Raw genomic sequence first — 12,975 nt, forward strand, 5'->3', positions numbered from 1 at the left:
ACGGTTTATCCCTCTCTGGAGCTGCAATGAAACTCTTCCACCCCCTGCAGATCGGCCCCCTGACATTGCCCAACCGGGTGTTCATGGCCCCCCTCACCCGCCTGCGCAGCCTGGAGCCGGGCGATGTGCCGACGCCACTGATGGCCGAATACTACCGTCAGCGTGCCAGCGCCGGCCTGATCATCACCGAAGCGACGCAGATTTCCTTCCAGGCCAAGGGCTACTCGGGTTCACCAGGCATCCACAGCGCCGAGCAGATCGCCGCCTGGCGCATGGTCAACGAAGGCATCCATGCCGCCGGCGGCCACAGTGCCGTACAGGTCTGGCACACTGGCCGGGTATCGCACACCACGTTGCAGCCAGGCGGTGAAGCCCCGGTGGCCCCCTCAGCGCTGGCCGCCGATGCCCGCACGACTCTGCGCGACGAGCAAGGCAACCTGTTTCGCGTCGAGACGTCCATGCCACGCGCCCTTAGCACCGATGAAATCGCAGGTATCGTCGCCGACTTCGGCCAGGCGGCCGTCAACGCCCGCGACGCTGGCTTCGACTTCATCGAACTGCACGCTGCGCATGGCTATCTGCTGCACCAGTTCCTCACCCCGAGCGCCAACCAGCGTGAGGACCACTATGGCGGTAGCGTGGAGAATCGGGCGCGCATCGTCCTCGAGGCGGTCGATGCAGCTGTAGCCGCCTGGAGTGCCGAGCGCGTAGGTATCCGCGTATTCCCGCTGGGCGGCTTCAACGGCGTGGACAATGGCGAAGACCAGGAGGCGGCCGGCCTGTACCTGATCAAGGAGCTTGCCAAGCGCAACCTCGCCTACCTGCACCTGTCCGAACCGGACTGGGCCGGTGGCAAACCACTGCGTGATGAGTTCCGCGAGGCGATTCGCGCTGCTTATCCAGGGGTGATCATCGCAGCGGGCGCTTATACCGCCGAAAAAGGCGAAGACTTGATTGGCCGTGGTTTGATCGACGCGGTGGCTTTTGGCCGCAGCTTCATCGCCAACCCGGACCTGGTATTACGGTTGCGCGAAAAGGCTCCGCTGAATGAGCACCGGGCGCAGTTCGACTATGCCAATGGGGCGCAGGGGTATACCGATTACCCGACGCTCAAACGCGCCTGAACGACGTACGAAGGGGCGTCCATGTCCTAACGCTGTTCATTTAAGCTCTCCATCGCCCGCATTGGGGCCGCTTTGCGGCCCATCGCGACACAAGGCCGCTCCCACAATGATCGTGAAAGCCCCTATCTACAGGGCAAGAATGGACAATGTGGGCTGGCTTGGTATTGAGTTTGTCGTGGCTGCATTTGCAGGACGTTTCCTCGGATCCAGCGCCCGATCTACTCCGCAAGTTGCACCTCCCCGGCTTCCATTCCCCTCGGGCCAGATACCTTCCTGAAACTCACCGCCTGACCTGGCAGCAAGGTCCTGAACCCTTTCGTTTCAATAGCAGTGAAATGGACGAAGACGTCGTCCGAATCGTCGACGGGGGTGATGAACCCATGGCCTTCGTCATCGTTGAAGCACTTCACCGTTCCCAAAAGCTTTTCAGACATGCCCACCCCCTTCGTTCCTCGCGAGACTGAAGCCATTTCGCTGAATGTTCGTGGTGTTTGCATGAAAGCCGCTACTGGCATTTTTACTAGGTTGGCCATACGCCAGTAATGCTCCCATCGCCGGCCAGCCGACGATAGGAACACAGGGTTCAACCCAGCTCTGCCAGTGCCTGCGCCGCGTAGGCATGCGAACGCAACCGTGCCAGTGGATCGTGGATCCGGCAATCGATCATCAACTCATCCGCGCCAGTCTGTGCAATCAATGACCGCAGCCCTTCCCTGACTCGCTCCGGACCGCCAGCAACGGTGCACGCCATGACCTGATCCAGCACTGCCCGCTCATGCCCTGGCAGCCCTTGGACATAACCTTCCTGGGGCTTGGGCAACAGGCCGAAGCGCCCGACGTGCAAGTCCAGCATCCATTTGCGGTGCGAGCTGGCCTGATAGTCGGCCTCGGCATCGCTGTCGGCGGCGAACAGGTTTACCCCGACCATCACATAGGGCTTGGCCAACTGTTCAGAGGGCTGGAAGTTGGCCCGATAGTGGGCGACGGCCTGCAACAGGTAACGCGGCGCGAAATGCGAAGCGAAGGCATAGGGCAAGCCCAGTTTGGCCGCGAGGTCGGCGCCGAACAGGCTCGAACCTAGGATCCACACCGGAACGTCGTGGCGGCCTGGCACGCCGTGCACCTGGCGCTTGCCATTATCGGCCAGGTAGTCGCGCAACTCGGCGATGTCCTGGGCAAAATCACGTTCCGGTGCCGCACCCCGCAACGCTCGCACGGTCGGGCCGGAGGTACCGGGCGCTCGGCCCAGGCCCAGGTCGATACGACCAGGGTGCAAGGTGTCGAGGGTGCCGAACTGCTCGGCAATCACCAACGGGGCATGATTGGGCAGCATGATGCCACCGGCACCGACACGAATGTGACGGGTGGCATTGGCGATCTCGTTGATCACCAGCGAAGTGGCGGCCGAACCGATGCCGGGCATGTCGTGGTGTTCGGCGATCCAGTAGCGGCTGTAAGCGTGCTGCTCGACGTGGCGGGCGAGCTGGCGGGATTCTTCGATCGCGTCGGCGAAGGTCTTGCCTTCGCCGATCATGACCAGATCCAGTACGGACAGGGCTGTCATGGGGGCTCCAGATGGATTATCAGGGGTGCCAGTTTCCAGGCTCGGCCGTCAGTGATAAACCCTGTATCAGGCCCCAAATACGGTCCTGATAGTCCCCAATCAGACTTCCCAGGGCACACCATGCTCCCAACTGTCGACAAGCAGGTCGATGAACCCTCTCACCCGCGGCGACAAGTGTCGCTTGCTCGGGTACACCACGCGAATCGGGTCCGCAGGCGGACGAAAGCTGTGCAGCACCTCCACCAGCGTCCCCGCGCGCAGGTCGTCGCCTGTGATGTAGGTAGGCAGGTGGATCAGACCGAAACCGGCCCGCGCGCCGTCGAGCATGGCCTCGGAGCTGTCGATATTGAGCCGACCTGGCTCCTCGCACAGGTGCAGCCCCTCGGCGGTGTGGAAGCGCCAGGGCATGGACTTTTCGCCCATCAGAAAAGCGATCTTGTCATGCCCGTAGAGGTCGGCCGGCACTTGCGGCACACCATGCTCGCGCAGGTAATCGGGAGAGGCGCAGGTAACGAACTGCTGCCAGGCGACCGTGCGGGTCAGCAACTGCGAGTCTTCCTTCGGCGCACCAATGCGCACCGCCACATCGACGCCCTCCTCGACCAGATCGACGAAACGGTCGGTGAAGCGGATATCGGCGCGTAGCTCCGGCCACTGCTTGAGGTAGGCATCGAGAATCGGCAGGACATGGCGCTGGCCGAACGACAGCGGCGCAGTCAGGCGCAAGGTACCGGTGGGTTTGCCACGGCGCTGCGCCATGGTGGTTTCGACCTCGTCCAGGTCGTCGAGGATCTGCCGCCAGCGCTCGTAGGCCACCTGCCCTTCGTCTGTCAGGCTTAGCTTGCGCGTGGTGCGATTGAACAAGCGCACCGCCATGCGGGCCTCCAGCCGGGCGATACTCTTGCCCACCGCCGAACGCGTCAGGCCCAGACTCGCCGCCGCCGCGGTGAAACTGCCAGCCTTGGCGGCACTGACGAAGGCGGCGATATCGCCAAAGCGGTTGGGTTCCATTACAGCTCCTGCGAGTCATCGAGACCCGCTTAGATGGGTGCGATCCTCGCCATTGCAAGGCCCAGGCGCGTCTCAGACCAGCAGTTTGATCAATGCCAGATGCCCAGGATAGAAGAAATAGCCCCAGCGCCCGACCTTGGGCACCCACGTCGCCCGGGCCTGGAGCAGCAGGCACCCCACAGGTACGGCCAGCGCCGCAGCACCCAGCGCGCACAGGGTGATAGGTGCCAGGAGGTGCTGGCTGAGCCAACTGTTGGTCAAGTTGCCGGCCATGGCCAACAGGCATGGCAATGTCCAAGCCATACCTCCCTGCCTGCGCGCCAACAGACACGCCGCCGGCAGCAGCACACCGGGCAAACCATACATCAATTGCGGGCTGAACCACGCGGCCAGGGCTGCGCTGGCCAGCCCCAGGCAACGAACGGACCACTGCCGATGGTGAACGCCCTCCGCCACCAGTAGCCCCAGAAGCAGGGTCGGCATCACGCTGAAGGTCGGCGAGCCGTTGTCGAGCCAACGGTAGGGAATCTCCGACAGCAGCGTGAAGGCCAGCATCCAGCCCAGGTAACGCAGACCGCCTGGACTGCCTGACTGCTCGGCCGGATTGCGCCCAAGATTGATCGCGATTGCCAGGCAGAACAGCGGAAACGCCAGGCGGCCGAGGATGAACAGGCCATCGGCGCCAGGCCACAGATAGCGAAGGTGGTCGGCGACCATCGTCACGATCGCGGTCCACTTGACCAGGTCCAGGCCCGCCGAACGCATCTTCAACGCCCTTGTTTCGCGTGGCTGCGGACAAGCCCGGGTTGGTCCTGGCGTGCGGCCCAGGTCGCCAGGGGCAACGGTGGCTGCTGATCGAAGATGCGCTGCCAGATCAACAGCATGTCCTGGCCATTGAACAATCCGCCGCCACGGGGCCAGGCCGTGGGCGTCTGGGCAACCCAGTGTCCCTGCGGATCGCGCTGGGCCATGGCGAAGCGGAAGGTATAGCTGCCGGGAAGGCCCATCCGCAGGTCGGTCACGACCAACGCGTCACCGACCTCGTCATAACGCAGCCAGTCGTCGGTGAACCAACGCAGGCGCTCGTGCAACGGGTTCCCGGCCAATGCGCGCGCGGCGTCCAGATGGCGCGGCAGGTGCAACATCTCCGCAGGTTCTCGGTCGAACACGCTGCTGATGGCCTCGTAGTAATCGCCATCCGGCGTCTTGGCCAGCACGCGCCAGACCAGGCTGTTGAAGGCAATGGGCACGGCACGCACCTCACGGGTGGCGATGCCCTGTTGGTCGAGCGCCGCTTGCAGGCGTTGCTCGACAAGGATGCGCCCGGCCAGCCCGAAGCCCAGGTACGCGGTGCTGAAAAGCAGCGCCAGGCTCAACCCGCGCAACGCCTTGGCGCAGACGCCCCTGACCGCCGCGTAGGCTACGGCTATCAGCAGCGGCACGGTGTACACCGGATCGATGATGAACACCGCCGCCCAACTGAGGGGCGTGACCTGCAACGGCCAGAACAGCTGGGTGCCATACACCGTGAACGAATCCAGTATCGGATGCGTCACCAACACCAACCAGAAGGCCAGGAACAGCCTGGTGAACGTGTAGCCCTTGTCGGGCCAGCGTGTGCGTCCAAGCCAGTTGACCAGCCAGGCGAGGAGCAGCGCGAGGCCGGTGAGGACGAAGATGGAATGGGAAAAACCCCGGTGGTAGGTCATCTGCGACACCGGGTCGGCATAGCGGATGATCACATCGAGGTCCGGCACGCTGCCCAGCGCGGCGCCATAGGCGAGTGCTCGGCGGCCCTGGATGCGGCCGAGCACGGTGCCTTGGAGGGCGGCACCGAGCACGGCTTGAGTGATGGAGTCCAAGGTTAGGCTTCCTGAGTATTCAGTGTTGGAAACCTAACCCTCGAAGCCCTTTGGCGCAAATACGGTGTGTGGCAAAACTTGTGGCGGCGATTGGGCCAGCGTTAACCTCAGAACAGCTTCCAGGTATAGACCAGGGTCACCCGGTTCTCGTCGATGTCGCTGCGGTAGTTGGAACGCGCCATGGCGTTGCGCACGCGGATGCCCAGTCCCTTGAACACGCCGCCCTGAACCGCATAGCCCAGCTCCAGGTCACGTTCGCGATCGCGCCCTTCGAAGCCCTGTCCGGTGTCGACGTTGTTGCCCTTGAGGTAACGCACCGTGGCGGTCAACCCCGGTACGCCCATGGCCGCGAAATTGTAGTCATAGCGCAGTTGGTAGGAGCGCTCGTCGGCGGAAGCGAACTCGTAGGTCGGCACCTCGTTGCCAAGCGGCGCGATGTTGGCGAACACCCTGGGGAACGCACTATCGCCGTAGATGCCTTGATAGCCGGCATGGATGCTGTGGCCGCCAAGCCTGGCCGTGAACAGCGAGTAGAAGGCCTGGTTGTCGATCCTGCCGAGCAAGGCATCGCCATCCTCGCGGGCATTGAAGTAACCCAGGTTTGTGCTCAGCACCCAGTCGCCGACGGGTTTGCTGTGCTTGAGGCCGACGAAGCCCTGGTGATAGATGTCCTCCAGTTGCCCATACCACAGGCTCACGCTGCTCTGGTTGGCGTTGAAGGCATATTCGCCACCTGCGTAGTTGAAGGCATCGCTTTGGGCTTGGCGCATCGGGACGTGGCCGAGCATGGCGTTCATCTTGCCCTCGCCGGCCTCATTGCGCAGATGCGTCGAGCTCAGGTGACCAGCTTGCACGGTCAGGCCCTGCAACTCGGCCGAGCTGATGCTGACGCCCTGGTAAGTGGGCGGCAGCAGGCGGATGTCACTGAAGGTCAGTACCGGCAGGTTGGGCTGCAGTTCGCCCGCGCGTAGCTCGGTCTTCGACACCCGGGCCTTGAAGGTGGGCGCGATGCGGCTGTACTCACTTGCAGCACGTCCGTCGCCATGCACTGGCAGCAGCCCGGTATTGACCCGGTCCGGGCTGCTGTCGAGACGGATGCCCAGCAGGCCCAGGGCGTCCACGCCGAAGCCCACCGTGCCCGGCGTGTAGCCGGACTTGAAGTCGAGGATGAAACCCTGGGCCCACTCCTCGGCCTTGGATTGCGGGTTGGCGCCGACGATGTCGGAGAAATCGCGGCTGAAGTAGTAGTTTCGCGCGCTCAGGGTCGCGGTGGCGTCCTTGAAAAAGCCGCTTTCCTCAGCGAACAGCGGTTGGCTGAGCAGGCTCAGCCCAATGGCAACGCAAGGGGTATGGTTCATTCCGAAGCTCTCTGGATCTTGTTTTTATGGATGAAGCGAATGGAATGCGGTGAAGTCATCGCGTGCGGGGCAGCACCTCCTGGGCAGTTGGACGGCGCAAGCGCAGCAGACCGTGGGCAAGCAGACCGAACAGCAGGCCCCAAAAGGCTGCCGAAAGGCCAAGGAAGGAAACACCAGAAGCGGTGACCAGGAAGGTGAACAACCCGGCATCGCGCTCGGCAGGCTCGGCCAGGCTACGCGCCAGGGCTTCGCTGATAGCGCCATACAGGGCGAGCCCGGCCAGCGCTGCGATCAACGCAGCCGGAAACGCAGCGAACAGCGACATCAGCGTGGCGCCGGCCACCCCGAGCAGCAGGTACAAGACGCTGCCGGCGACCGCTGCGACGTAGCGTCGACGCGGGTTTTCATGGGCTTCGTGACCCGTGCACAGGCTGGCGGTGACGGCTGCCAGGTTCAAACCATGGCAGCCGAAAGGCGCCAGCAAGGCGCCGCCCACGGCGCTCGCAGTGATCAGCGGGCTGGCTGCAGTGGCGTAGCCTGCATTGCGCAACACCGCCATGCCGGGCATGAACTGGCCTGTCAGGGCTACCAACACCATTGGCAAGGCGAGACTGAACACTGCCGAGAGGCTGAACTGCGGCACGATCAATTGCGGCGAAGCAAGCTCAAGCACCAGGGCCTCGCTGCGAAATGCCCCGCTTGCCACCGTCACCAGGGCACCGACGCACAGCACCGCGGCCACCGCGTAGCGCGGCTGCATCCGGCGCATCCATACGTAGGTGACGAACATCGACAACACCAGCGCTGGTTGCACCGGCAATGCCCGGAACACCTCTATGCCGAAGCTGAACAGGATACCGGCCTGCATGCCGGCGGCAATGGAGCCTGGCAAACGGGCGATGATGCGATCGAAGGCTCCGCTGATGCCGATCATCAGCAGAACCAGATTGGCCACCAGGTAGGCGCCCACCGCCTGTTCCAGACCCAGTTGCGGCAAGGCGGTGACCAGCAGCGCGGACCCGGGGATCGACCAGGCGATCACCACCGGCACGCGATAGCGCAGGCTCAGCAGCGCGCCGAGCACGGCGCTGCCCATGGAAACGGCCCACACCCAGGAGGACAGCAGGCCATGGGACAGGTCGGCAGCTTCGGCGGCGTGGAAGATGATGACCAGTGGGCCGGCGTAGGAAATCATCGTGGCGATGCAGCCGGCGACGATGGCCGACAGGGAGCAATCCTTGATCAGGCTTGGCATGGCACTTCTCGCAAGGCGTCGGCCGGCCTTTGTGGTCGGCTCTTGTTCGGGTGTCGGCTTCTTCGCGGTGGATCAGACCTCCTGCAACGCCCGCGGCCGGCCGCTACGCTGTTCGGCACCGCTGTCCTGGGCCTTTTGCAGCTGGAAGTCGAACTTAAGCTCCGCTCGGCGGCCGTCGGCGCCTTCGTGGAACACCACCTCGCCCACCAGACCATCGCGGGTGGCGTAGGCGAAGTCGTCCCACAGGTACTTGTCACCAGACAGGTTGATCTGCGTGGTCAGGTGACGATGCCCCGGCGCCGAGATGAAGAAGTGCACGTGCGCCGGGCGCTGGCCGTGACGGCCGATGAGGTCCAGGCACTCCTGGGTCGGGCCCTGCGGGTCGCAGCCATAGCCGGACGGCACGATGGTGCGCGCGCGGTAGCGGCCTTCGGCATCGGTGACGATGCGCCGGCGCAGGTTGTATTCCGACTGGCTCTGGTCGAAGAACGAGTAGGTGCCGCGGGTGTTGGCATGCCACAGGTCGACGGTGGCGCCTGGCAGCGGCTGGCCCTGCGGGTCGAGTACCTGGCCTTCGAGGAACATGACCGTGGCCACGCCCTCCTCGCTGCCATCGTCCATCCGCGTCTCGCCTTGTGCCAGCGGTGCGCCGGCCACGTACAGCGGGCCTTCGATGGTACGCGGGGTGCCGCCAGTCAGGCCAACCTCGGCATCCTTGGCATCCTGCAGCAGGTCGAGGAAGTGCTCGATGCCCAGGCCCGCCACCAGCAGCCCGGCCTCACCACGCCCGCCCAGGCGGTTAAGGTAGTCGACGGCGTGCCAGAACTCGTCCTCGGTTATCTCCAGGTCCTCGATCAGGCGTGCGCTGTCCTGCAGCACGCGCAGGATGATCTGCTTGAGGCGCGGGCTACCGGCGTCATTGGTAAGGCCTGCGGCTTCCTCGAAGAACTTCTGGACATCGGCAGTGTGGGAAATCTTCACGGTCATGGTGGTTACCTCGTAATTGTTCTTGTGCCAAAGGCTCGGATCAGCGGTCGTCGGTGTGGACCGACGAGGGGTGGCGGCACAGGCCGTCCACTTCGATGTCCATGTACGGGAACAGCGGCAACTGCATCAGCGTGTCGTGCAGTGCCTCGACGCTGGGCACGTCGAACACGCTGTAGTTGGCGTAGTGCCCGGCGATGCGCCACAGGTGACGCCAGGTGCCCTCGCGCTGCAGGCGCTGGGCCAGTTCCTTCTCGTCGGCCTTCAGTTGCGCAGCCTTGGCCGGGTCCATGTCGACCGGCAGTTTCACGGTCATCTTCACGTGGAACAGCATGGGGTTCTCCTTACATCAGTCGTTTGTGCGTTGTGGTAGGAGCGGGCTTGCCCGCGAAGCAGACACCGCCGTGGATGGCCCGGGCTTCGCCCGTGTTCGCGGGACAAGCCCGCTCCTACAGGGTCACGTGTCGCTCAGCGACGGGCGAAACGCGCCAGGCGCTGCTCGTCCAGGGTCAGGCCCAGGCCTGGTGTACGGGGTACATGCAGTTCGAAATCGCGGTACTGCGGCGGCTCGTTGACGATCTCCTCGGTCAGCAGCAGCGGCCCGAACAGCTCGGTACCCCAGGTCAACTGGCGCAGGGTGAGGAAGGCATGGGCCGAGGCCATCGTGCCGATCGAGCCCTCCAGCATGGTCCCGCCGTACAACGCGATACCCGCCGCCTCGGCGATCTGCGCGGTACGCAGCACGGCGCGAGGGCCGCCGTTCTTGGCGATTTTCAAAGCGAAGATGCTGGCGGCACCAATGGCGGCCAGGCTGAAGGCGTCCTCGACGCTTTCGATCGACTCGTCGGCCATGATCGGCGCTGGGCTGCGTTGGTTCAGGCGCACCTGGCCGCCACGGTTGATGCGCGAGATCGGCTGTTCGATCAGGTCGATGCCGTTGTCGCCCAGCACCTGGCAGGCGCGAATGGCCTGGGACTCGTCCCAGTACTGGTTGACGTCCACGCGCACGCTGGCCCGATCGCCCAGTTCGCGCTTGATCGCCACCACGTGCTTGAGGTCCTGCTCGACCGGGTTGGCGCCAATCTTCAGCTTGAACACCCGGTGACGGCGCACTTCGAGCATGTGCTCGGCCTCGGCGATGTCGCGGGCGGTGTCGCCGCTGGCCAGGGTCCAGGCCACTTCCAGGCTGTCACGCACACGGCCGCCGAGCAGTTCGCTGACCGGCAGGCCGAGGCGTTTGCCCTGGGCATCGAGCAAGGCGCTTTCGATGCCCGACTTGGCGAAGGTGTTGCCCTTGGCCAGCTTGTCCAGCTTGAGCATGGCAGCGTTGATGTTGTCCGCCGGCAAGCCGATCAGTGCCGGCGCCAGGTGCGCGTCGATGTTGGCCTTGATGCCCTCGGGGCTTTCGTAGCCGTAGGCCAGGCCGCCGATGGTGGTGGCCTCGCCGATGCCCTCGACGCCGTCGCTGCAGCGCAGGCGCAGGACCACCAGGGTCTGCTGCTGCATGGTGTGCATGGCCAGCTTGTGCGGGCGGATGGTGGGCAGGTCGACGATGATCGCGTCCAGCCGCTCGATAGTCGGGCTCGTCATGTAAGGCTCCAGTTCGATAAAGGATGAATTCAAGCCGCCACCAGCGCGTGTCGCCGGCCACTGGCCAGGTGCACGGCCATGGCCAGCGCGGCGATTGCGCCGGGGATGGCGAAAGCGAGGAAATTGAGCTGCAACGGCAGGTCGATGCCCATCAGCGCACCGCCCAGCAGCGGACCGACGATGGCGCCGTTGCGGCCGATGCCCGAGGCCCAACCCAAGCCGGTGGAACGCACCGACAGCCCGTACATCTGCGCGGCACCGGCATACAGCAGAATCTGCGTACCGATGGTGGTGGCACCGGCAATGAAGATCAGCAGGTACAGCACCGGCATCGGGCTGTTGACGCCGAGCAGGCTGATCGAAAGTGCTGCAGCGATGAAGAACACGACCTTGACCTTGACCAGGTTGTAACGGTCGCCCAGCCAGCCACCCAGGATGGCGCCGGCCATGCCGCCAAGGTTCAGCGCGAGCAGGAAGGACAGGCTCGAACCCAGGCTGTAGCCCGCGGTGGCCATGAGCTTGGGCAGCCACGAGCTGAGCGCGTAGACCATCAGCAGGCAGCAGAAGAACGCCAGCCACAGTGCCAGCGTGCGCACAGCCAGCCCGTTGCGGAACAACTCCAGCACCGAGGCGCCGCTACCCTTGCGGTCGGGCGCCTGGAGCAGGTCGTCATCCTGCACGTCGCACTGTGGGTCGAGGCGCTTGAGCAGCGTACGGGCCTCGTCGATACGGCCCTGGCGTACCAGGAAACCGATGGATTCGGGCAGGTAGTAGAGAATCACCGGCAGCAGCAACAGCGGCACGGCGGCGGCGAAGAACATCGACTCCCAACCGAAACGCGGCAACATGAAGATGCCGACACCGGCCGAGAGCATGCCGCCCAGCGAATAGCCGCTGAACATGATCGCCACCAGTGTGCTGCGCAGGCGCTTGGGCGCGTATTCGTTCATCAGCGCCACGGCGTTGGGCATCAGGCCGCCACAGCCAAGCCCGGCGATGAAGCGGTACACGCCGAACTCGCCGGGGCTGCTGGCAAAACCGTTGAGGATGGTCGCGCCGGAGAACAAGGCGAAACAGATGGCGATCCCTTTCTTGCGCCCGATGCGGTCGGCCAGGCTGCCGAACGCCAGGGCGCCGAACATCATGCCGAACAGCGCATAGCTGCCCAGCGCGCCGGCTTGCAATGGAGTCAGGCCCCATTCTTTCATGATGACCGGCAAGACCACGCCGTAGATGAACAGGTCATAGCCGTCGAAGATCAGCAGCAGGCCGCACCAGGCCATGACCATCCAGTGGAACGGGGTGAAGCGGGCATTATCGATGATCGGGTGTACGTCAAGGGTTCGCATGGCATCTGTCTCTCTTGTTCTTGTTGTAAAAGAAAACCTTGCCGGGGCGGTGCTCAGCCGAGATCACCACCACCTACCGGCAGGGTCACGCCGGTGATGTAGGAAGCCTCGTCGGAGGCCAGGAACAGAATCGCGCCGACCTGCTCGTCGATGCTGCCGTAGCGGTGCATCAGGCTGCTGTCGAGGGTCTGGTCGACGATCTGCTGGTACCAGGCCTTCTCCTGCTCGCTCTGCTCGGCGCTGTTGCGTGGCACCCGCCGCGGTGGGGCTTCGGTGCCGCCAGGAGCGGTTGCATTGACGCGGATGCCGCGCCCGGCGGTTTCGAAGGCAAGGCAAGCGGTCAGCGCGTTCACGCCGCCCTTGGCCGCGCCATAAGGCACGCGGTTGATGCCACGGGTAGCAATGGACGAAACGTTGACGATGGCGCCACTGCCCTGCTTGAGCATGTGTGGCAACGCGGCATGGCAACACCACAGGGTGGGAAACAGCGAGCGGCGCACTTCGGCCTCGATCTGCTCGACTTCGTAGTGCTCGAAAGGCTTGGCCCAGATGGTGCCGCCGACGTTGTTGACGAGGATGTCGAGACGGCCGAACGCTTGCACCGCACTGGCCATCACCCGCGCACAGTCGGTGTGCTGTTCGAGGTCGGCAGTCAGGGTCAGCATGCCCTCGCCGGCCAGTTCGTGGACCAGCTCGGAACGGTCCACCGCCACGACGTTCGCACCTTCGGCCTTGAGCCTCCAGCACACGCCGCGGCCAATGCCTTGGGCGGCACCGGTGACCAGGGCGACCTTGCCTTGGAATCGGTTATTCATATTGATCTCTCCTCGATCCGAGATCGTCGGGAGGGCTGCGCCCTCCATCGCGACGCAAGGCCG

Annotated in this window: 13 protein-coding genes; 1 reads left to right on the plus strand and 12 read right to left on the minus strand. The window is 64.3% G+C overall.

Annotated features, from left to right (window positions below):
- Positions 1 to 26 precede the first annotated feature (26 nt).
- On the plus strand, positions 27 to 1,124 hold the full coding sequence (locus tag E6B08_RS14755) for an alkene reductase (RefSeq protein WP_136914707.1): 1,098 nt from the start codon (positions 27 to 29) through the stop codon (positions 1,122 to 1,124).
- 218 nt (positions 1,125 to 1,342) lie between these two features.
- Here the strand turns inward: E6B08_RS14755 and E6B08_RS14760 are convergent, their stop codons facing one another.
- The 12 genes from E6B08_RS14760 to E6B08_RS14815 all read right to left on the minus strand — a co-directional run bounded on the left by E6B08_RS14760 (position 1,343) and on the right by E6B08_RS14815 (position 12,912).
- Positions 1,343 to 1,558, minus strand: coding sequence for a cold-shock protein (locus E6B08_RS14760; RefSeq protein ID WP_136914708.1), 216 nt, complete (start codon positions 1,556 to 1,558; stop codon positions 1,343 to 1,345).
- A gap of 149 nt (positions 1,559 to 1,707) precedes the next feature.
- Positions 1,708 to 2,688 (minus strand): LLM class flavin-dependent oxidoreductase, encoded by a 981-nt coding sequence (locus E6B08_RS14765; RefSeq protein WP_136914709.1) that lies wholly within the window; start codon positions 2,686 to 2,688, stop codon positions 1,708 to 1,710.
- 99 nt (positions 2,689 to 2,787) lie between these two features.
- Positions 2,788 to 3,699, minus strand: coding sequence for a LysR family transcriptional regulator (locus tag E6B08_RS14770; RefSeq protein WP_136914710.1), 912 nt, complete (start codon positions 3,697 to 3,699; stop codon positions 2,788 to 2,790).
- A 72-nt stretch (positions 3,700 to 3,771) separates the two neighbouring features.
- On the minus strand, positions 3,772 to 4,464 hold the full coding sequence (locus E6B08_RS14775; protein WP_136914711.1) for a TraX family protein: 693 nt from the start codon (positions 4,462 to 4,464) through the stop codon (positions 3,772 to 3,774).
- Positions 4,465 to 4,466: 2 nt separating this feature from the next.
- On the minus strand, positions 4,467 to 5,561 hold the full coding sequence (locus E6B08_RS14780) for a metal-dependent hydrolase (RefSeq protein WP_136914712.1): 1,095 nt from the start codon (positions 5,559 to 5,561) through the stop codon (positions 4,467 to 4,469).
- 107 nt (positions 5,562 to 5,668) lie between these two features.
- Positions 5,669 to 6,919 (minus strand): OprD family porin, encoded by a 1,251-nt coding sequence (locus E6B08_RS14785; protein WP_136914713.1) that lies wholly within the window; start codon positions 6,917 to 6,919, stop codon positions 5,669 to 5,671.
- A gap of 55 nt (positions 6,920 to 6,974) precedes the next feature.
- Positions 6,975 to 8,174, minus strand: coding sequence for a benzoate/H(+) symporter BenE family transporter (locus E6B08_RS14790; RefSeq protein ID WP_136914714.1), 1,200 nt, complete (start codon positions 8,172 to 8,174; stop codon positions 6,975 to 6,977).
- Between the two features lie 72 nt (positions 8,175 to 8,246).
- A complete protein-coding gene (catA, locus tag E6B08_RS14795; protein WP_136914715.1) occupies positions 8,247 to 9,161 on the minus strand; it encodes a catechol 1,2-dioxygenase in 915 nt (304 codons plus the stop codon).
- 40 nt (positions 9,162 to 9,201) lie between these two features.
- Entirely contained in the window at positions 9,202 to 9,492 is a 291-nt protein-coding gene (catC, locus tag E6B08_RS14800) for a muconolactone Delta-isomerase (RefSeq protein ID WP_136914716.1), read from the minus strand.
- 134 nt (positions 9,493 to 9,626) lie between these two features.
- On the minus strand, positions 9,627 to 10,748 hold the full coding sequence (locus E6B08_RS14805) for a muconate cycloisomerase family protein (protein ID WP_136914717.1): 1,122 nt from the start codon (positions 10,746 to 10,748) through the stop codon (positions 9,627 to 9,629).
- A 29-nt stretch (positions 10,749 to 10,777) separates the two neighbouring features.
- The gene (locus E6B08_RS14810) at positions 10,778 to 12,097 is read right to left on the minus strand and encodes an MFS transporter (RefSeq protein WP_136914718.1); all 1,320 of its coding nucleotides are present in this window, start codon (positions 12,095 to 12,097) and stop codon (positions 10,778 to 10,780) included.
- Between the two features lie 53 nt (positions 12,098 to 12,150).
- Positions 12,151 to 12,912: a 1,6-dihydroxycyclohexa-2,4-diene-1-carboxylate dehydrogenase gene (locus E6B08_RS14815; protein ID WP_136914719.1), complete on the minus strand. Its 762-nt coding sequence runs from the start codon at positions 12,910 to 12,912 to the stop codon at positions 12,151 to 12,153.
- Between the last annotated feature and the right edge of the window lie 63 nt (positions 12,913 to 12,975).

The sequence above is a fragment of the Pseudomonas putida genome (assembly GCF_005080685.1).
Classification (GTDB): Bacteria; Pseudomonadota; Gammaproteobacteria; order Pseudomonadales; family Pseudomonadaceae; genus Aquipseudomonas; species Aquipseudomonas putida_V.